The following is a 20,223-nucleotide window of genomic DNA, read 5'->3' as shown; positions in this document are numbered from 1 at the left end:
GTCGCTTTGCGCACTATAAAGACGTGACTAGCGAGAAAGACGGTCCTTGTCAAAGCGACTAAGCGTGTGGCCGCTCAAGGAAAGCGCGACATATGGTAGATTGGTCAGAGCTGATACATCGACGGATCGACAGGGGCGAGCATCGCCGAAACATCGATACCGATCACCACGGCGCCGACCAGCGCGACGAAGATCGCCACGGGCACCAGAACCCGGTCGGCCGCAAGGTCGAAGACGAGCGAAAAGCTTTGATATCCCTCGGTCAGAACAGCTTGCAAGATCGCGCCTCCACACTCATTGGTGAGAGATATACGCGCGCATTGCGGCCGAATTAGGGCCGTTTTGCGGCGATCCAGCCTGCTTTTTCAGCAGACCAGATCGTTCCAGAGCCCGAAGGCCATCAGCGACAGCACCAGCGCCAGCCCGACCGAGACCATCAGGTTCATCACCCGGTCTGACGGCGGCTTGCCCGAAATGCCTTCCCAGAGGTGGAACATCAGATGGCCGCCATCCAGCACCGGAATCGGGAAGAGGTTCAGGAACCCCACCGCGGTCGAAAGCATCGCGACGAACCAGATGAAATCGGCCGCCCCGGCCTTGGCCGCCGCGCCCGAGCCCTCGGCGATGCCGATGGCGCCGCGCAGGTTGCAGCTCGAGATCTTGCCCAGAACGATATGCTCGATCGCCGAGACCGAGGCCCGGATCGCGCCCCAAGTCTGCTTCATCCCGCCCGTCAACGCCTCGACCGGGCCGATATGCGCGGTGACCGGGGTGAAGCCCGCGCCCGCGATCAGGCCGATCTTGTAGTCGCTGGTGAAGCTGCCATCGGGCCGCGGCATGTCGACGATCTTCGGCGTCAGCGTGACGTTCAGCATGCTGCCGCCCGTGCCGTCCTCGGAGGGACGCCACAGATCAAGCGTCAGGGGGGCCCCCTTGCCCGCCGTCACCGTATTGACCAGATCGTCAAAGCGCCAGATCTTCTGCCCGTCGATCGCGGTGATCACGTCGCCCGCCTTGATCCCGGCTTCGTCCGCCGCCGATTGCGGCAGCACCTGCGCAGCGCGCGGCGGGGCAAGCTGCGGCCCGTCAACCACCATGTCGGTGCCGTCGCGCAGCACGCGATAGCTCAGGCTCGGCTGCTCGGGCGTGGTGATCTTCGACAGTTCGGAATAGTCGGGAAGCGCCACCCCCTCGATCGCCAAAATCCGGTCGCCCGGGCGCAGATCGCCCGAGCCCTCGGGCAGCACGATCAGTTCGGCCACCTGCGGCGGCACGGCGGGTTTGCCTTCCCAAGCCATCGCCAGCGCAAAGACGAGGATCGACAGGATGAAGTTGAAGATCGGGCCGGCGGCAACGGTCGCCGCCCGCGCCCAAAGCGGCGCCCCGTGCATCGAATGCCGACGCTCGTCCGCACTCAGCCGCGCCATGGTTTCTTCATCGACGCCCGCCGAGGTGGCATTGGCGTCGCCCAGAAACTTGACGTAACCCCCTAGCGGGAACAGGGAAATCTTCCAGACCGTGCCGTGCTTGTCGACCCGGCTGAGCAGCTTCGGACCGAAGCCGATCGAAAAGGCCTCGGCCTTGATGCCGCAGAGCCGTCCGACAATGTAATGGCCGTATTCATGCACCGTCACGATGATCGACAGCGCCACGACAAAGGCGAGCGCGGTCTGGATCAGCGAAACGAAGTCGGGAAGAAAATCCAAAGGTCAGGTCCTTACTGTCGGCACAAGGCTGCGCGCCAGAGCCCGCGCGGTGGCATCGGTGTCCATCACCATATCGAGGCTCTCAAGCGGTTTTCCAAGGCCATGACGCGCGGTCATTTCCGTCAAAACGGCTTCAACCAGCCGCCCCATGTCGAGGAAACCGATCTCTTCGGCGATGAAGGCATCCAGCGCGGCCTCCTTGGCGGCGTTGAAGGCCGCCCCGGCGGTGCCGCCCATCGCCATCACCTCGCGCGCCAGACGCAGCGCGGGGAAGCGTTGCTCATCGGGCGCACGGAAGGTCAGCGCGCCGATCTTCGCCAGATCGAGCCGCGCGACCGGCAGGTCGATCCGGTCGGGCCAGTTCAGCGCATAGCCGATGGCGTGGCGCATGTCGGGCGCGCCCAGATGCGCCATCAGCGCCCCGTCCTTGAAGCCGACAAGGGCGTGGACCAGCGATTCCGGGTGCACCAGCACCTCGATCTGCTCCGGCCGGACGCCGAAATATTCCTTGGTCTCAATCAGTTCCAAGGCCTTGTTGAACATCGAGGCGCTGTCGATCGTGATCCGCTGCCCCATCGCCCAGTTCGGATGGGTCGAGGCCTGCGCCACGGTCGCATGCGCCAGTTTCTCGATCGGCCAGTCGCGGAAGGCGCCGCCCGAGGCGGTGATGATCACACGCTCGACCGCATCCATCTCTTCGCCGACAAGCGCCTGAAAGACCGCCGAATGCTCGCTGTCGACCGGCAGCAGGCGGGCGTTGTGTTTTGCGGCCTCGGCCAGCAGCAGCGGCCCGGCGGTGACAAGCGATTCCTTGTTCGCAAGCGCCAGCGTCGTGCCTTGCGACAGCGCGGCGAAGCCGGGGGCCAGACCCGCGGCGCCAACGATGGCCGACATGATCCAGTCGGACGGGCGCAGCGCCGCTTCGATCAGCGCCTCTTTCCCCGCCGTCGCCTCGATGCCGGTCCCTGCCAAAGCGTCGCGCAGCGCGGGCAGGCACTCCTCATGCGCGGTGACCGCGACCTCGGCGTTGAACGCACGCGCCTGTTCGGCCAAAAGCTTGATGTTGCGCCCGCCAGACAGGGCCACCACCTGAAAGGCCTCGGGCCGACGGGCGATCAGGTCAAGCGTATTGACCCCGATCGAGCCGGTGGACCCGAAAACCGTAATGCGTCGCATGACTTAGCCTCCGAAAAGCGTTTGCGGCATCAAGGGCACGAGCAAAAGCACCACCAGAACCGCGCCGATCAGCGCGTCGAACCGGTCGAGAACTCCGCCGTGACCGGGGATCAGGGCCGAGGAATCTTTCACCCCCATCCGCCGCTTGATCGCGCTTTCCGCGATGTCGCCCATCTGCCCGGCAAGCGCCACAATCGGCGAAAGCAGGACGAGCGCAAGACCGCCCGGGCCCGCTGCGGCGAAAAGCCCGCCCACGGCCGCCGCACCGAACCAGCCCGCCACCGTGCCCGACCAGGTCTTCTTGGGCGAGACACGGGGCCAGAATTTCGGCCCGCCGAGCGCGCGCCCGGCAAAATACCCGCCGACGTCAGAGGCGACGACGACGCAGACGAGCCACAAGATCACCTCGGACCCGACGCCAAGGCGCAGCGCCACCAGCGCATAGCCCGCCAGCATGATCAAGATCGCATAGGCCGCAAAGATCGCCCGGTCCCGGCGCGGCGTGGCAAAGCTGCCAAGCGCGGCGGGCAGGATCAGAAGCGGCATAAGGAACCACAGATGCACGAAGACGACCGCAAAAAGCGCGCCCGCCCCGATCAGACCGAGCCCGATCGCGGGCCAGCGCGCGCCGCCCTCGGGCGTCGTCATCGCCGCCAGTTCCCAGATCATCAACCCGGTGACCAGCACCGAAAGCAGGATGAACGGCAGCCCCCCCAGCCAGATCGCCAGCGCCCCCGCCGCCACCATCGCCACTCCCGAGGCGGTGCGCGCGCGCAGATCCGACCAGTTGCTGCTCATCCCTTCACCCCGCCAAAACGCCGCTCGCGGCCGCCAAACTGCGCCAGGATCGCCGCCAGCGCCGCCGGATTGAAATCGGGCCAGAGCGTCGGCGTGAACTCATATTCCGCATAGGCCGCCTGCCAGAGCAGGAAATTCGACGTCCGCGTCTCGCCCGAGGTGCGGATCACCAGATCCGGATCGGGGACTTCGGCCGTATCAAGATGGCTGGCGATGACGGCATCGGTGATCGCCTCGGGGGCGAGCCGCCCGGCCGCAATCTCCGCGGCCAGCGACACCGCCGCCCGGCGCAGCTCGTCACGGCCACCATAGTTGATCGCGACGGTCAGGTTGAGCCGCGTGTTCATCGCGGTGCGCGCCTCGATCCCGTCCATCAGCCCGCGCAGCTTGCCGTCAAGCGGACCGCGATCGCCGATGAAGCGCATCCGCACCCCCTCGGCCGAGAGCGCATCCGCCTCGCGCTGGATATAGCGGGCGAAAAGCGACATCAGACCAAGGACTTCCTCGGTCGAGCGCTTCCAGTTCTCGGTCGAGAACGCATAGACCGTCAGCCATTTCACCCCCATGTCGGGGCAGGCGCGGACGATCTCCTTGACCCGTTCCGCGCCCTTGCGGTGACCGACCAGCCGTGGCCAGCCGCGCTGCTTCGCCCAGCGGCCGTTGCCGTCCATGATGATCGCGACATGGGGCACACCGTAATCGGTCACGCCACCACCGCCGGAGGGCGCGGGACTGGGCTCGGTCGCGGTCATCTGTAGCCTTTCTGCCCGTCTCAGACGTGCATGATCTCCGCCTGCTTGGCTTCGAGCGCCTTGTCGACCAGTCCGATGTGCTTCTTGGTCAGCTCTTCGATCTCGCCTTCCCAGAACTTCACGTCGTCTTCCGACATGCCGTTCCCCTTGGCTTTCTTGATCTGGTCCATGCCATCGCGACGCACGTTGCGGATCGCGACGCGGGCATGTTCGGCATATTGCGCGGCGACCTTGGTCAGCTCGCGGCGGCGTTCCTCGTTCAGCTCGGGGATCGGCAGCATGATGATCGGGCCGTTGGTCTGCGGGTTGATCCCCAGACCCGAATCGCGAATGGCCTTTTCGACCTTGTTGATCATGGCCTTGTCCCAGACGTTCACGGTGACCATCCGCGGCTCGGGCACGTTGATCGTGCCGACCTGGTTGATCGGAACCAGCGACCCGTAGCTTTCGACCATGATCGGCTCGACCATCGAGGCCGAGGCGCGGCCGGTGCGCAGCGTGCCGAATTCATGCTTCAGCGAATGCATCGCCCCATCCATGCGGCGTTCGAGGTCGTCGGTGTCGATTTCGAGTTCGTCGGACATGGGTTCCCCCGTTCTTTTCCGTTTTGGTCTTCATAACGGCGCAAGCGGCGCTTGGATAGAGGCCAAGCGCGCACACCCGTGCCGTTGCGTCACTTGTCGCCGAAATCAGCCCTGCACGCGGGTATAAGTGCCCTGCCCCGCAAGGATGCCGCGGAAGCCACCCGGTTCATCGAGCGAAAAGACGATGATCGGCAGGTTGTTGTCGCGTGCGAGCGCAATCGCCGAGGCATCCATGACGCCAAGGTTCTTCTGCAACACCTCGTCGTAGCTCACCGTGTCATAGCGCTTCGCATGGGCGTGTTTCTTCGGGTCCATGTCATAGACGCCATCGACCTTGGTGCCCTTGAAGATCGCCTCGCAGGACATTTCGTTGGCGCGCAGCGTCGCGGCGGTGTCGGTGGTGAAATAGGGGTTGCCGGTGCCCGCGGCGAAGATGCAGACGCGCTTCTTTTCAAGGTGACGCACGGCGCGGCGGCGGATGTAGGGTTCGCAGACCTGATCCATCGGGATCGCGCTGATCACGCGGGTAAAGACCCCCATCGATTCGAGCGCGCCTTGCATGGCCAGCGCGTTCATCACCGTCGCCAGCATCCCCATGTAATCCGCGGTGGTGCGCTCCATCCCCTGCGCCGAGCCCGCAAGGCCCCGGAAGATGTTGCCGCCGCCGATCACCATGCAGATCTCGACGCCCAGATCGCGCACCGATTTCACTTCGCGGGCGATGCGCTCGACGGTCGGCGGATGCAGGCCGTAGCCCTGATCGCCCATCAGGGCCTCGCCGGAAATCTTCAGAAGCACGCGTTTGTATTTCACGATCGGTTCGTTTGTGTCGGTCATCGCGGCTCCTCGGCTGTCCCCAGTTGTCATCGAGGCGCAAAATGTCGCAAATGGCGTCCGGATTCAACCTCAACCGCAGCCTCTGGATAACCGCCGTGTTCGATATCGACGCCCTGCCCGCCCATCGCCCGGTGCTGATCGCGGGCGCCACCGCCTCGGGCAAATCGGCGCTTGCGCTTGAAATCGCAGAAAAATCGGGCGGCGTTGTGGTGAATGCCGATGCGCTTCAGGTCTGGTCGTGCTGGCGCCTGCTCTCGGCGCGGCCGACGCAAGAAGACGAGACCCGCGCGGCCCATCTGCTTTATGGGCACAGGAAACCGGGCGAAGACTATTCCGTGGGCGCCTGGCTGCGCGAGATTGGCCCGCTCCTTGCTGCCTTTCGTCGCGGGGCGGGGCCGCGCCCGATCATCGTCGGCGGCACAGGGCTGTATCTGACCGCGCTGACCGAGGGCCTGGCCGAGATTCCCGCCACGCCCGCCGAGATCCGCGTGCAGGCCGATGCGCGGCGGCAGGCCGAGGGGCATCTGGGCATGTTCGCCGAGCTTGACCCCGCCACGGCCGCCCGCGTCGATCCGCTCAATCCGATGCGGGTGCAACGGGCCTGGGAGGTGCTGCAGGCGACCGGGCGCGGTCTGGCCGACTGGCAGGACGACACGCCGCCGCCGCTTCTGCCGCTCGCCGAGGCATCGGCGCTTCTGCTTTCGCCCGACCGCGACACGCTTGCCAAGCGGATCGACCGACGCTTTGCGGCGATGCTGGATCAGGGCGCGCTCGACGAGGTCCGCGCGATCCTGCCCCAGTGGGACGCGGGGGCGCTTTGGGCCAAGGCGATTGGCGCGCCGGAGCTTGTCGCGCATCTGCGCGGCGAGATCGACCTGCCCACCGCAACCGAGCGCGCCCAAGCCGCGTCACGGCAATATGCCAAGCGGCAACGCACATGGTTTCGTGCCCGGATGGGGGGCTGGCACAACATCCTGCGGACCTGAATCCGGGCCGCGCGATTTTTCGCCAAGCCGCTTTTTCCGTTGGATTAACAAGGGCATCTTCCCTATTCTTGCGACGACCACACCCGCCTGGGAAGCCTCTGTGAGCCTCTTCAAAACACCTCCGCTTGCGCCCTTCGCAAAGACCATGCGCCCGGGCGCCTCGGCCTCGTCGCTTGCCGCCAAGGCAAAACGCGCGAAGTCGCTTCTGCCCGAGCCGCCCTCGGTGCCACGCATCGTGCCGATCGCGCGTCTGGCGCAGGGTGGCCGCTGGCGGGTCGAGGCGATGCGGTCGCTGTCCGAACCCTGTTTCCTCTGGTTCACCCGCGGTCAGGGCCGGATCACCATGGGCGGCGTCACGCGCGGTTACGGCCCCTATTCGGCCGCCTTCCTGCCAGCAGGTGTGATGCACGGCTTCGAGGTCTCGACCCAGACCACCGGCATGGCGGTCTTCTTCGGGCAGAATTCGGATCTGACGCTGCCGCATGCGGCGCAATATCTGCGCGTGCGCGAACCCCCGGTGCAGGCGGAAATCTCGGGGCTGATCGAGTCGGTGATCCGCGAGCTGGAAAGCAACCGGCCGGGATCGGACCGCGCGGCGGTGCATTATCTCGGCCTGCTCGGCGTGATCATCGAGCGCCAGAGCCAGTCGCAGGCGGCAGAGCCCCGCGCCTCGGAAGCGGCGCGCAAGCTGGTCACCCGCTATGCCGCGGTTCTGGAACGGGATTTCCGGTCGGGCCTTGGCGTTTCGGACTATGCCGCGCAGCTTGGCGTCACCGCGACGCATCTGACACGTTCGTGCCGGATCAGCTGTGGCCGCGCGGCCTCGGATCTGTTGCAGGACCGCCGCCTTTACGAAGCGCGCCGGCTGCTGAGCGAAACGAAGGCCCCGGTAAAGGAAATCGCCTCGGCGCTCGGCTTCACCAGCCCCGCCTATTTCACCCGCGCCTTTCAGGCCAAGGTCGGCAAGACGCCGTCGGCCTTCCGCAAGGGGGGCTGACCCCCTTGCGCCTCCCGGCGCAGTCCCTATCTAGGAACGGACTGATTTGCAGGGGGATTTCATGGAACGCGCAATCGAAAAGGTGCTTTTTGCCAGCCGCTGGCTGATGGCGCCGATGTATCTTGGGCTCGTTGGCACGCTCGCCATCCTGCTTTGGGCCTTCGTGCTGGAACTTTACCACTTCGCGCTCGAAATTCCGCACATGGAGGTCGACACCGCGGTGATGGGGGCGCTGTCGCTGATCGACCTGAGCCTTGCCGCGAACCTGCTCTTGATCGTGATCTTCTCGGGCTACGAGAATTTCGTCTCGCGCATGGAGACCGAGGGGCACGAGGATCGACCGGATTGGCAGGGTGAGGTCGATTTCTCGACGCTGAAGCTGAAACTGGTGGCCTCGATCGTCGCGATCTCCGGGATCCATCTGCTCAAGGTCTTCATGGATCTCGACAAATATCCGCAGGAAAAGATCATCTGGATGGTGGTGATCCACCTCGTCTTCGTCGTCTCGGGCGTTCTGCTCGCGCTGATGGACTGGATCGGCAACCACGCGAAAGTGCTGAAGAAATCGATGAAGTAAACACGACCGAGATGAAAAGAGAACGCCCGCGGTGCTGCCGCGGGCGTTTGTCGTTTCAGGCGGCCGAGCGCTGCGGGATCTGCCCCGCCTCGGGCAGCTGGAAGCGCTCGACGGTCTGGCGCAGCTCGCTGCCTTCGACCGCCAGCGCCCGCCCGGACGCGGCCGACATGTCGGTCATGTTGGCGATATGCTGCGTCGTCTGATCGAGCTGGGTTACCGCGCCGTTGATCTCGACGATGCCGCGGGCCTGTTCCTCGGCCGAAGCCGCGATCTCGCCCATCCGGTCGAAGATATCGCGCACCGAGGCGACGATCTGATCGAGCGCCTCGCCGGTGCGGCCGACCATCTTCACGCCGCCCTGCACCTGCGCGGTCGAGGTATCGATGAGTTGCGAAATTTCCCGCGCCGCTTCCGAAGCGCGCTGCGCCAGCGCCCGCACCTCCGAGGCGACGACGGCAAAGCCACGCCCCGCCTCGCCCGCCCGCGCGGCTTCGACCCCGGCATTCAGCGCCAGAAGGTTGGTCTGGAAGGCGATTTCCTCGATCACATGGGTGATGCGCGAAATCGACTGCGAGGAGTTTTCGATCTCGGCCATCGCCGCCACCGCCTCGCTCACGACCCCGGCGCCGGTTTCGGCATTCGCGCGCGCCTTGGCCGCGATCTCGCGTGCCTGCGCCGCGCCTTCGGCCGCCGAGGACACGGAACTTGTCAGCTCGTTGAGCGCCGCCGCGGTTTCCTCGAGCGCCGCCGCATTGCGTTCGGTGCTGTGCGCAAGTTCGGTGCTGGCCTGCGAAAGCCGCCCGGCTTCCGCATCGACCCGCGTCGCCGACTCGTCAATCTGCACAAGCGCGTCGCCCAGCTGGCCGATGGCGGTGTTGAAATGCACCCGCAGCTGGTCGTATTCGCCCGGCAGCGGGGTTTCGATGACGCAATGCAGATTGCCCGAAGCAAGGCTTTCGAGCGCTTTCGACAGGGCCGAGACCACCTCCTGCTGCTCGGCCAGACGCGCGCGCGCCTCGTCAGTCCGACGGGCGACCTCGGCCCGTTCGACCTCGGCACGCTGACGGTCACGCTCGAGCGCCGCCGCTTCGGCCTGACGTCGCTCCGCCTCGGCGTGGTCTTCCTGCGCACGAGCGACCTCTTCGGCGCGACGTTTGGCCTTTTCCTCGGCCTGAAGCGCGGCCTGCATGCGGGTGTTTTCCTCGAGATTGGTGCGGAACACCACCAGCGCGCGGGCCATGTCGCCCAATTCGTCCTTCCGCTCGGTGCCGATGATCTCGACATCTATGCGACCCTCGGCAATCGCCCGCGTGGTCAACGCCTGACGCTGCACACAGGCGGCGATGCGGCGGCCACCCGCCCAGGCCACGCCCGAGGCAATGACCAGCGACAAGGCCACGGCAATCGCGCTCAGTTTCGCCTGCGCCGACAGCATGTCCGCCGCCATCGCATCCGGCGCGGCGACGACATAGATGCCGATCGGCTTGCCGGCGAAATCCTTGACCACGACCGCCCGGCCGACATGCGGCACGCCATTGAAATCCTTCAAAAGATCAAGGCTGCCGGTTTTCAGGACCTGCGCTTGCGTGGCATTGTCGAGCATCGGGGGAGCCCCGGTGGTCTCGGCCTGACGCGCGATCTCGCCCGCCTCGCCCACCGGGGGAACCGTGTAAAATTCGAACTCGTTACCGGTATCCTCAGACATTTCCGACAGGAACTTCGCATCCATGTCGAAGCCCACTTCAACGGTGCCGACATGGGTGCCCTGCCAGCTGATCGGCGCCACGCCGCGCGCGCCGACGCCGGTCCGGCCGCGTTCGAGACCGCGTTCCGCGGAGTCCTTCGCATTCGCCTCGACCACCATCGGACGGCTTTTCGTCAGATCGTCGCCGCGCTTGTCGAGCTGATGCACGCGGATCAGCGAGGTTCCGGGCGGCACATGGAAATGCAGCTGCGTCATCCCGGTCTCGGCCATCATCGTCTTGATCGAGCCCGAGAGCATCGCCTCGATCGCCTTGTCGTCGTGTTTCGACACGGCCTCCTGAACGGCGGGGATGCCCGCAATCATCTGGGCCATCGACAAGGCCTGAGTCGTGCGCGCATCGATCGCCAGCCAAAGCGCATCTTCGGCGATGCTGCGTTCCTTGGAATAAGCGGTGTCGAGCGTGCGTTGCCCCACCAGCACCATGCCGGACAAGTTCAGCACGATGGCGATCACCGCCGTCAGAAGAGGAAGAAAAAGGATCTGTCTGCGAAGCGTCATGGACGGTCTCCATCGCAAGTCGCAGTTGTCGTAGCGGAAATTCGTGAACACCCGGTTCACGCGATTAACCGGTACCTCAAATTACCATAGGGCGATTCTGCCCACCCCAAAACGACAACCGGGCCGCCCGCAGGGCGACCCGGCTGCACGACACGCCCGGCGTGAGGCCGGACAGTTCGGAAGTAGGGCCGCGCCGAAGCGCGGCCCGGGCTGGGCAGGGAGGGATTAGAAGAAGCCCAGCTTGTTCGGGTTGTAGCTGACCAGCATGTTCTTGGTCTGCTGGTAGTGGTCGAGCATCATCTTGTGGGTTTCGCGACCGATCCCCGACTGCTTGTAGCCGCCAAAGGCCGCGTGGGCCGGGTAGGCGTGGTAGTTGTTCACCCAGACGCGCCCGGCCTGAATGTGACGGCCGAAGCGGTAGCAGGTGTTGATGTCGCGCGACCAGACCCCGGCGCCAAGGCCGTACATCGTGTCGTTGGCGATGTGCAGGGCTTCGTCTTCGTCCTTGAAGGTGGTCACCGAGACGACCGGCCCGAAGATTTCCTCCTGGAACACGCGCATCTTGTTGTGGCCCTTGAGGATCGTCGGCTGGATGTAGAAGCCGTTCGCCAGATCGCCGCCAAGGCTGGCCGCATCGCCGCCGGTCAGCACTTGCGCGCCTTCCTCACGGCCGATCTTCAGATAGGACAGGATCTTGTCCTGCTGTTCTTGCGACGCCTGCGCGCCGACCATCGTTTCCATCAAGCGCGGGTCGCCCTGCTTGATCGCCTTCACCCGGGCAATGGCGCGGGCGATGAACTCTTCGTAGATGTCCTCCTGAATGAGCGCACGCGACGGACAGGTGCAAACCTCGCCCTGGTTGAAGGCAAAGAGCACGAAGCCTTCGACCGCCTTGTCGAGGAAGGCGTCATCCTTCGCCATCACGTCCGAGAAGAAGATGTTCGGCGACTTGCCGCCCAGTTCCAGCGTGACCGGGATCAGGTTCTCGGTCGCATATTGCATGATCTTGCGGCCGGTCTCGGTCGAGCCGGTGAAGGCGATCTTGGCAATGCGGTTCGAACGGGCGAGCGGGGCGCCGACATCCGGGCCCATGCCGTTGACGATGTTCAGAACGCCCGGCGGCAGCAGGTCCTTGATCACATCCATCAGCACCATGATCGCCGAGGGGGTCTGTTCGGCCGGTTTCAGCACGATGCAGTTGCCAGCGGCCAGCGCCGGGGCAAGCTTCCACGCCGCCATCAGGATCGAGAAGTTCCACGGGATGATCTGGCCGACGACGCCGAGCGGCTCGTGGTAGTGGTAGGCGACGGTGTCGTTGTCGATCTCCGACATCGAGCCTTCCTGACCGCGCAGAACGCCCGCGAAGTAGCGGAAGTGGTCAACGGACAGCGGAATATCGGCGGCGGTGGTTTCCCGGATCGGCTTGCCGTTGTCCCAGGTTTCAGCGGCGGCGAGCAGATCGAGGTTCTGCTCCAGACGGTCGGCGATCTTCAGAAGCACATTCGAGCGGTGCGCGGCCGAGGTGGTGCCCCATTCGCCTTTCGCGGCATGGGCGGCATCGAGCGCAAGTTCCACGTCAGCGGCGGTCGAGCGCGCCACTTCGCAGATCTTCTCGCCGGTGATCGGCGTGATGTTGTCGAAATACTGGCCGCCCACCGGCGGCGTCCACTTGCCCCCGATGAAGTTGTCGTAGCGCGGCTTGAAGGGCGAAACCATCACCCCTTTGAAGTCGTGCGGCATGTCGTTGGCCATCGTTTTCCTCCCTGATGGTCAGTCCCCCTCCCGGGGTACGTCGATGAAGGAAGACTGCGCCTCTTTGCGATTCTTGCATAGCCGCTTTGTTTCTGGGTTATGGCTGACCTGTTTCACGACCGAGACAGGTGCAGGCGCAGCATCGCAAAATTCGTAAAGGCGGCGCGGGGTCGCAGGGGAGGAAAGGGGCACGGAAAAGCAAAGGCGCCCCTTCTGGAGCGCCTTTTCCTTGTCTTGCCTCAGATAGTCTGGAGGGGCGGAGCCCCCTTCCCTTACACTGTCAGGCCAAGCGCCTTGGCCTTGCGGTAAAAGGTGGCGCGACCGATGCCGAGATCACGCGCGGCAGCCGAGACATTGCCGCCCGTGCGCGCCAGCGCCCGCACCATTTCGGCCCGCTGCGCCTCGGCCAAGGCGCCCTGCCCTTCGTCGCGCTTGCCGCCAAAGAGATCCGTCGCGGGCACCCGGCCCATCTGCGCCTCGTCCAATCCGAGCTGGCGCCGCGCCGCGCGGGTGGCGCCGATCACCAGATCGTCGCGGTCGAGCGCGAGCAGCATCACGCCTTGCGGCGCTTCCTCGAGCGCACCGGTCGAGAGGATCCGCGCCCCCTCGAACGAGGCGCGAAAAAGATCCGCCTCGATCCGGCTGGCGGCATCCTGCACCGTCAGCGCGACAAGCCGGGCGTAGCCCTCGCTCATGTCCTCGCGCGCGGAAGAGACGTCGATCACCCCCGCCAGTTCGCCCTTGGCCCCGAAGACGGGCGAGCCCATGCAGGTCAGCCCGGTGTTCGTCGAACGGAAATGCTGGTCGCGCCAGACGGTGACCGGGCGGCCCTCGGCCACACAGGTGCCGATGCCATTCGTGCCCTCGCGGCCTTCGGACCAATCCGAGCCGGGCGCGAGGTTGGAGCCGTGAAACGCTTTGCGATCGGCCTCGCGCATCCGTTCTTCCAGCACCAGCCCCTCGGCATCCGACAGGAAGACGGCGCAGCCCGCCTCACAGGCGGCGCGGGCGAGACGGTCAAGCACCGGGGTCGCGACGCGCAAAAGCAGCCCCGCCGCCTCGCGACGGGCGGCGATATCGGCGGCGGTCAGCCGGTCAGAAACCCGCGCCTTGGCCGGGTCCAGCTTGTGATGGATCATCGAGCGGCGCCAGCTGGCGGCAAAGCCCGCGCGCGCCCCGGCCGTTGACGAGGCGACGACGGCTTGCACGATATCGGCGTGGTTGCGCGTGGGTGCAGAAAGACGCATCGGAAAGCCTCCCCTCTTTGCGGTGCGGGCTCAGGATAGGCGCTTTGCGCAAAACCGCAACGGTCGCGCGACAGGTCGGGTTACGACCAAGGTCTGATAGGATCAGTCCTCGGCCTCTTCGGCCTGCCCCTCTTCATGGCGCTTGCCGCGGAATCCGGTGGCAACGACGAATTTTTCCGAGCTGTCCTTGCGCGAACTCGGCGGTTTCATGTTCACCACCTTCTCGAAATTCTTCTTGAGCACCGTCATCAGCCCCTGCTCGGCCCCGCCCGCCAGCACCTTGGCGACGAAGGTGCCGCCGAGTTCCAGCACGTCGAAGGCGAAATAGGCCGCATGTTCGCACAAAGTGATGATGCGCAAATGGTCGACCTGCTGGTTGCCCGAAGCGGCGGCGGCCATGTCCGACATCACGACATCGGCGCGGCCACCAAGCCAGGTTTTCACCTTTTCATCGGCGCCATCTTCCAGAAAATCGAGCTGATGCAGCTCGGCCCCGGCAATCGCCGCGACCTCCTGCAGATCGACGCCCAGAACGGTGCCGACGCGCTTGCCGGATTTCTCGCCAAGCGCATTCACCCGAGCGACGGCCACCTGACACCAGCCGCCCGGTGCGCAGCCAAGGTCGACCACCCGCGCGCCCGGCACGAGAAAGCGGAACTTGTCATCAAGCTCGAGGATCTTGAAGGCGGCCCGACCACGGTAGCCTTCTTTCTTGGCCCGGATCACATAGGGGTCGTTGAGCTGCCGCTCCAGCCAGAGCGTCGAAGAAAGCTTGCGCCCCTTCGCGGTCTTGACCCGCACGCGCAGATCGCGCGCCCCGCGCCCGGAGGTGTTCTTCACACCCGATCCACCACCACCGCTCGGAGGCTTCGTCATTTCATCTCTCCCTCGATCGGCTTCATTTCTTCGATCACACCATCTTCGGCCATCTGCGCGTAAAGCAGGCCCTCGCGCAGGCCGCGGTCGGCCACCGACATCTTGTCGGTCGGCCAGACCCGCATCAGCGCCTGCAAGATCGCCGCCCCCGACATGATCAGCGTGTGCCGGTCCCGCCCGATACGCGGATCGGCGCGGCGCCCCTCGGGACCAAGATTGAGGAACGAACGGATCACCGCATCGATCTCGGTCGAGGTCATGGTCAGCCCATCGACCCGGTTGCGGTCATAGCGCTTCAGCCCCAGATGGCAGGCGGCGACGGTGGTCACGGTGCCAGAGGTGCCGATCACCTGAAACCCCTCCTGCGGCGTGCCCGACGCATAGGGTGAGAAATCGGCCAGCTTTTCCTCGAAGAACCACGACATCAGCGCAAACCGCGCCGCGTCATCCTCGACGTCACCAAACTGGTCCTTCAGCGTCGCGACGCCCAGCGGCACCGAAATCCAGTCCACCACGCGGGCCTGCGGAATGTCACCCTCGGGCTGATCGAAGCCCCCCGACAGCCGCATGATCGAGCGCGGCCGATCCGACGGCGGCACCTTTGAAATGTCGATCCACACCAGTTCCGTCGAGCCGCCGCCGATATCGACGACGAGCAACTGTTCCGTGCGCGGATTGACGAGCGAGGCACAGGAGATCACGGCCAAGCGTGCCTCTTCCTCGGGCGGGATGATTTCCAGCGGCAGGCCGGTTTCGCGCCGGACATAGCGAATGAAATCGCGCGCATTGCCCGCGCGCCTGCAGGCCTCGGTCGCGACGAGCCGCATCCGCTTCACACCATGCGTTTCGATCTTGCGGCGGCAAATCTGCAGCGCCTGCACGGTGCGCGCCATCGACGAACGCGAAAGCCGGCCCGAGGCTTCAAGCCCCTGACCAAGCTGGACAGCTTTGGAAAAGCTGTCGACGACCTGAAACTGATCGCCCTTCGGTCGGGCAATCAGCATCCGGCAACTGTTTGTGCCGAGATCGAGCGCAGCATAAAGCTCGCCCGACTCGGCGGGGGTGGGTGCGGCGCGTTCGACCGGTTTCGGGATCGCGCCCGCAGCCCGAGGACGCCTGGGCGCCATCTTACGCCCTCCGATTTCAAGTTACCCCCTAGGTAGCGTGCGAGGGCAGAAGGATCAAGGACCGGATGACATGTTCGTGACGCACGAAAGGCGGGGGGCGCTGCCCGCTCCGAGCCAGGGCGGGGGGCGCTGCCCCCCGGGGCCTGCGGCCTCCCCCCGGGATATTTGAGGCAAGATAAAGGAGGGCGGATTTATCTTGCTTCAAATATCCCCGCCGGAGGCTCCGCCGCGCGGGGCCGGGCGCGCGGCGGGCCTCTTGAGCGCCCCTCATCATCTTGATGCATCTTTTGAAGATGCACCAAGCCGCAACGCAGGGTTAAGGAACCTGCACGGTTGTCGCCAACTTGGCGCAACATGTCGAAATCCGTCACCGGGCGCGTCGCAAACGGGCGTATCCATATCTCAGAGGGAATCACGCAAATGGCTGAGATCACGATCGTCTTCTGGCGCGACATCCCGGCGCAAATCATTGCCGGGACCGGTCGCAAGGCCGTCAAGAAACCTTTGCCCGAACGCTTCGAGCAGGCGATTGATCGCTGTGCGATGAAGATCGGCGCCAAGGACAGCGACGCTTACCTGGCCGAATGGCGCAAGGTGGTGATCGGCACCCGCGACGGCAACGATGCCGAAGCGGCCGAGGCCGAACTCGCCCGGGTTCTCTCCGACTACGACACGGCCGCTTTGGTGCGGTTGATTGGCAACGATGGCTGGGAACAGGCCCGCCCCACTGACGGAGAGATCTGATGGCGCTTTTGAACTTCCGCCGCGAGGCCGAGACCCCCACCAACGGCACCCTGACCGCCTTCCTTGACGGTTTCTCGATGGAGGTGATGCCGCGCACCGCCGAGAAGGTCGAAGACTTCCGCGCCCTCCTGCCCGCGGGCACCCGCGTCTATGTCGCCCATATCGAGGGCACGCCGATCGAGGAAATGGTCGCCACGGCGAAACGTCTGCGCGAAGAAGGCTTCGAGCCGATGCCGCATTTCCCCGCCCGCATCATCCGCGACGCGCTGCAACTGCGCGATTGGGTGGCCCGCTACAAGGGCGAAGCCGGGGTGAAACAGGCGTTGCTGCTGGGGGGGGGCGTCAAGACCCCGGTTGGCGATCTCGACAATGCGATGCAGCTGGTCGAAACTGGCGCCTTCGCGGGCTTCGAGCGTCTGCACTTCGCCGGTCACCCGGAGGGGAACCGCGACATCGACAGCGACGGCACCGACAAGATCGTCATGCAAGCGCTCAAGCTGAAACAGAAATTCGCCGACACCACCGATGCCGACACGGCCATCGTGACGCAATTCGCCTTTGAAGGCGGCCCGATCATCGACTGGGTGAACCGTCTGGCCGCCGAAGGCATCAAGATGCCGGTCCATATCGGCATCGCCGGTCCGGCGAAGCTGCAGACGCTGCTCAAGTTCGCGATTTCCTGCGGCGTCGGCCCCTCGCTGAAAGTGCTGCAAAAGCGCGCCAAGGACGTGACGAAACTCCTCACCCCGTTCGAGCCCACCGAGCTGCTGATGGAGCTGGCCAAGCACAAGGCCAAGCATCCCGATTTCGGCATCGAGGCGGTGCATTTCTTCCCGCTCGGCGGTATCAAGACCAATGCGACCTGGATCGCAGAAAAAACGAAAGGCTGACGAATGACCCGCACCGTACTCGAGAGCAAGACGAAGACCGTGGTGATCGGCTTCGACGAGCCCTTCTGCGTCATCGGCGAGCGTATCAACCCGACCGGGCGCAAGAAGCTCGCGGCCGAGCTGGAGCTGGGCGATTTCACCACCGTCGAAAAGGATGCGCTCGAGCAGGTGGCCTGCGGGGCGACGGTGCTCGACATCAACTCGGGCGCTGTCTTCTCGAACAAGATGGCGGAAGATCCGCGCTATGCCGACAACAACTTCGTCGAGCCGCCGCTGATGCGCGACCTGATCTTGCGGGTTCAGGCGATCACCGACGTGCCGCTGTGCATCGACAGCTCGGTTCCGGCCGCGCTCGAAGCCGGTCTGGCCGCCTGCGAAGGCCGTCCGCTCCTGAACTCGGTCACCGGGGAAGAAGAGCGTCTGGAGCGCGTGCTGCCGCTGGTGAAGAAATACAACGTGCCGGTCGTGGCGATCTCGAACGACGACACCGGGATTTCGGAAGACCCGGACGTGCGCTTTGCCGTCGCCAAGAAGATCGTCGAGCGCGCGGCCGATTTCGGCATTCCGGCACATGACATCGTCGTTGACCCGCTGGTGATGCCGGTGGGCGCGATGGCCTCGGCCGGGCGTCAGGTCTTCACGCTGGTGCAGCGCCTGCGCACCGAACTGGGCGTGAACACCACCTGCGGCGCGTCGAACATCAGCTTCGGGCTGCCGAACCGTCACGGCGTCAACGCCGCCTTCCTGCCGATGGCGATTGGCGCGGGCATGACCTCGGCGATCATGAACCCGGTCCGCAACCAGGAGATGGAGGCCATTCGTGCCGCCAACCTGTTGATGAACCACGATGATAACGCGATGGACTGGATCAAGCTGTCGAAGGTGCTCGAGGCGATGAAGGAAGGCGCGAGCTTTGCCGAAGCCGCCGCGGCCGCCGCTGCTTCGTCCGGTCGGGGGGGACGCCGCCGCGCCCGCTGATCGCCCGCGATTCGCTGACAGATCTGAGCGCCCCGGCCTTGCCGGGGCGTTTCGTTTCCGGGCAGGCCTGTAATCCCCCCCGATTGGCCGCAGCGGCGCGATCAATGCCGAAGCCCCTGCGCAGGGATCGACGCGCGCCACAGCCCGCGACACAAATATTAACAATTTCTTTCAAATGCCGCCGTTTCGGAACCGGAAACACGGCGGCCACGCATCGGCGCGTTTGGCGGATCGATTCGGCCTTTGCGCGACGGTCTGTTTCCCCCGCGCCCTCAATGCCTGCGTAAGGGATTGAATTGTGGCAACAATAAGGCGTGTACTTGTCGGTCCCTTGGCACTATATCTGGAGTCGCCACATTAAAATCCCAATGGAAACCAAAGAATTACTGGTCGCTGTTAAGACCTGTGCCTATTGTTGGCACCACAACCTGGGATACGCACTGCCATGCGTTTGAACTGTCTGCCGCTACGGGCGGTTTCTGCGGCTGCCACCGCAGAGACTGCCCGGCCCGGGCGCTTTGCTGCGCTTCGGGCCGATCGCTCCCTTGTCAGCCTGTCCGGGCTGGCCCTTGCCACGGCCTTGGCCGGCTGCGCTTCTGCGCCGGTGGTCAAGGACGCGCCTGCCACGCGCGCCTCGACGGCGGCCATCGACATGCCGCTCGCCGATCCGACGATCGGGCTTGAACCACCTGCGCCCCGCGCCGAGGTTCTGCCCTCCAACAGCGTTCTGGCGCGCGACTTCATGGAGCTGAATTTCTTTCTGGAATCGGGCCGCCCGATCCCGCAATTCTCGCGCTTCGAAGGCCCGATCAGCGTCAGCCTGCAGGGCGCCGTGCCACCCACGGCCGCGACGGAACTGTCGCGTCTGGTGCATCGGCTGAACGCCGAGGCGCATATCCCGATCTCGACCAATTCGGGCGCCGCCAACCATATCACCATCGCCTTCGTGCCGCGTCGCGAGATGACCAGCGAAGTGCCGAATGCCGCCTGTTTCGTCGTGCCCAATGCCGCGAATTGGGACGAGTACCGCGCCAACCGCCGCACTGCGAAGGGCGACTGGACGCTGGTGCGCCAGCGCACCGCCGCCACCGTCTTCATTCCCGCGGAATCGACGCCGCAGGAAGTGCGCGACTGCCTGCACGAGGAAACGAGCCAGGCCCTCGGGCCGCTGAACGACCTCTACCGGCTCTCGGATTCGGTCTGGAACGACGACAACTTCCACGCCGTTCTGACCCGCTTTGACATGATGCAGCTGCGCGCCGTCTATGCGCCGGACCTGCATTCCGGCATGTCGATCCCCGAGGTGCAGGCGAAACTGCCCGCCGTTTTCGCCCATATCAATCCGGGCGGCGGCAAGGTCGCCCAGCTGCGCGAGGACCCGACGCCGCGCGCCTTCGTCAATGCGCTGGAACGCGCCATCGGTCACGGCTCGCAAGGCGCCCGCAAGGCCGCAGCGACCACCGCGATCGAGATTTCGGCCGGACAGGGCTGGCATGACACCCGCGCCGCCTTCGGCTGGTTCGCGCTGGGTCGTCTGAGCGTCTATGACGATCCCGATACCGCGCTGAAGGCCTTTGCCAATGCGGGGGCGATCTATCGCGCCACGCCCGGCGCGGGCATCCAGTCGGCCCATGTCGACATGCAGCTGGCGGCCTTCGCGCTGTCGTCGGGCCGGGCCTCGGATGCGATCGCACTGGTGAACCGGGCGATCCCGCAGGCGCTGTCGGGGGAAAATGCGGCGCTGATGGCGACGCTCTATCTGATCCGCGCGGAAGCCTATGAGACGCTGGGCAATGCCGCGCTCGCCCAGCAGGCGCGGCTCGACTCGGGACAATGGGCGCGGTACGGTTTCGGTTCGGATGCCGCCGTGCGCTCGCGAGCTGCCGAGGTGGCAGCCTTGGCGAGGGCCGGGGCTCGGTACAACTGAGGCTCG

General features: G+C 65.2%; 19 protein-coding genes. 7 read left to right on the top strand and 12 right to left on the bottom strand.

Going from position 1 to position 20,223, the window contains the following annotated elements; genetic code table 11:
- Positions 1–104: 104 nt before the first annotated feature.
- From C8J30_RS18485 to pyrH, 7 genes are all read right to left on the bottom strand, one after another.
- Complete coding sequence (locus C8J30_RS18485; protein WP_181420729.1) at positions 105–278, bottom strand: hypothetical protein; 174 nt, start codon at positions 276–278, stop codon at positions 105–107.
- Positions 279–365: 87 nt separating this feature from the next.
- Positions 366–1,706 carry an RIP metalloprotease RseP gene (rseP, locus tag C8J30_RS01400; RefSeq protein WP_110803936.1) on the bottom strand — a complete coding sequence of 447 codons (1,341 nt, stop codon included), beginning with the start codon at positions 1,704–1,706 and terminating at the stop codon, positions 366–368.
- A gap of 3 nt (positions 1,707–1,709) precedes the next feature.
- Complete coding sequence (gene dxr, locus C8J30_RS01395; protein ID WP_110803935.1) at positions 1,710–2,882, bottom strand: 1-deoxy-D-xylulose-5-phosphate reductoisomerase; 1,173 nt, start codon at positions 2,880–2,882, stop codon at positions 1,710–1,712.
- A 3-nt stretch (positions 2,883–2,885) separates the two neighbouring features.
- Positions 2,886–3,680: a phosphatidate cytidylyltransferase gene (locus tag C8J30_RS01390; RefSeq protein ID WP_110803934.1), complete on the bottom strand. Its 795-nt coding sequence runs from the start codon at positions 3,678–3,680 to the stop codon at positions 2,886–2,888.
- Positions 3,677–4,432: a polyprenyl diphosphate synthase gene (uppS, locus tag C8J30_RS01385; RefSeq protein ID WP_281269353.1), complete on the bottom strand. Its 756-nt coding sequence runs from the start codon at positions 4,430–4,432 to the stop codon at positions 3,677–3,679. Before uppS ends, C8J30_RS01390 begins: the two co-directional genes overlap by 4 nt.
- Positions 4,433–4,452: 20 nt before the next feature.
- A complete protein-coding gene (gene frr / locus C8J30_RS01380; protein ID WP_110803933.1) occupies positions 4,453–5,016 on the bottom strand; it encodes a ribosome recycling factor in 564 nt (187 codons plus the stop codon).
- Positions 5,017–5,121: 105 nt separating this feature from the next.
- Positions 5,122–5,853: a UMP kinase gene (pyrH, locus tag C8J30_RS01375; protein ID WP_110803932.1), complete on the bottom strand. Its 732-nt coding sequence runs from the start codon at positions 5,851–5,853 to the stop codon at positions 5,122–5,124.
- 41 nt (positions 5,854–5,894) lie between these two features.
- Here pyrH and miaA point away from each other — a divergent pair, with 41 nt between their 5' ends.
- The 3 genes from miaA to C8J30_RS01360 all read left to right on the top strand — a co-directional run bounded on the left by miaA (position 5,895) and on the right by C8J30_RS01360 (position 8,413).
- On the top strand, positions 5,895–6,839 hold the full coding sequence (gene miaA / locus C8J30_RS01370) for a tRNA (adenosine(37)-N6)-dimethylallyltransferase MiaA (protein WP_110803931.1): 945 nt from the start codon (positions 5,895–5,897) through the stop codon (positions 6,837–6,839).
- 145 nt (positions 6,840–6,984) lie between these two features.
- Positions 6,985–7,836 carry an AraC family transcriptional regulator gene (locus C8J30_RS01365; protein WP_110803930.1) on the top strand — a complete coding sequence of 284 codons (852 nt, stop codon included), beginning with the start codon at positions 6,985–6,987 and terminating at the stop codon, positions 7,834–7,836.
- A gap of 61 nt (positions 7,837–7,897) precedes the next feature.
- The gene (locus tag C8J30_RS01360) at positions 7,898–8,413 is read left to right on the top strand and encodes a TIGR00645 family protein (RefSeq protein ID WP_110803929.1); all 516 of its coding nucleotides are present in this window, start codon (positions 7,898–7,900) and stop codon (positions 8,411–8,413) included.
- A gap of 55 nt (positions 8,414–8,468) precedes the next feature.
- Here the strand turns inward: C8J30_RS01360 and C8J30_RS01355 are convergent, their stop codons facing one another.
- The 5 genes from C8J30_RS01355 to C8J30_RS01335 all read right to left on the bottom strand — a co-directional run bounded on the left by C8J30_RS01355 (position 8,469) and on the right by C8J30_RS01335 (position 15,678).
- Positions 8,469–10,676: a methyl-accepting chemotaxis protein gene (locus C8J30_RS01355; RefSeq protein WP_110803928.1), complete on the bottom strand. Its 2,208-nt coding sequence runs from the start codon at positions 10,674–10,676 to the stop codon at positions 8,469–8,471.
- A gap of 225 nt (positions 10,677–10,901) precedes the next feature.
- A complete protein-coding gene (adh, locus tag C8J30_RS01350) occupies positions 10,902–12,428 on the bottom strand; it encodes an aldehyde dehydrogenase (RefSeq protein WP_181420728.1) in 1,527 nt (508 codons plus the stop codon).
- Positions 12,429–12,700: 272 nt separating this feature from the next.
- On the bottom strand, positions 12,701–13,675 hold the full coding sequence (locus C8J30_RS01345; RefSeq protein ID WP_110803927.1) for a GAF domain-containing protein: 975 nt from the start codon (positions 13,673–13,675) through the stop codon (positions 12,701–12,703).
- 102 nt (positions 13,676–13,777) lie between these two features.
- Complete coding sequence (locus C8J30_RS01340; protein ID WP_110803926.1) at positions 13,778–14,551, bottom strand: RlmE family RNA methyltransferase; 774 nt, start codon at positions 14,549–14,551, stop codon at positions 13,778–13,780.
- Entirely contained in the window at positions 14,548–15,678 is a 1,131-nt protein-coding gene (locus tag C8J30_RS01335; protein WP_110803925.1) for a Ppx/GppA phosphatase family protein, read from the bottom strand. The genes C8J30_RS01340 and C8J30_RS01335 overlap by 4 nt, the downstream gene beginning before the upstream one ends.
- Before the next feature lie 420 nt (positions 15,679–16,098).
- On the opposite strand from C8J30_RS01335, the gene C8J30_RS01330 reads away from it, so the two are divergent.
- The 4 genes from C8J30_RS01330 to C8J30_RS01315 all read left to right on the top strand — a co-directional run bounded on the left by C8J30_RS01330 (position 16,099) and on the right by C8J30_RS01315 (position 20,217).
- Entirely contained in the window at positions 16,099–16,422 is a 324-nt protein-coding gene (locus C8J30_RS01330; protein WP_110803924.1) for a virulence factor, read from the top strand.
- Entirely contained in the window at positions 16,422–17,312 is an 891-nt protein-coding gene (locus C8J30_RS01325; RefSeq protein ID WP_110803923.1) for a methylenetetrahydrofolate reductase, read from the top strand. The genes C8J30_RS01330 and C8J30_RS01325 overlap by 1 nt, the downstream gene beginning before the upstream one ends.
- Positions 17,313–17,315: 3 nt before the next feature.
- Complete coding sequence (locus C8J30_RS01320; protein ID WP_110803922.1) at positions 17,316–18,290, top strand: methyltetrahydrofolate cobalamin methyltransferase; 975 nt, start codon at positions 17,316–17,318, stop codon at positions 18,288–18,290.
- Positions 18,291–18,735: 445 nt separating this feature from the next.
- Positions 18,736–20,217, top strand: a complete 1,482-nt coding sequence (locus tag C8J30_RS01315; protein ID WP_245909679.1) for a DUF2927 domain-containing protein — start codon at positions 18,736–18,738, stop codon at positions 20,215–20,217.
- The last annotated feature ends 6 nt before the right edge of the window (positions 20,218–20,223 follow it).

Origin of the sequence: Rhodobacter viridis, assembly GCF_003217355.1 — a bacterium.
GTDB lineage: Bacteria > Pseudomonadota > Alphaproteobacteria > Rhodobacterales > Rhodobacteraceae > Rhodobacter > Rhodobacter viridis.
This window is presented reverse-complemented; position numbering and strand designations above follow the sequence as displayed.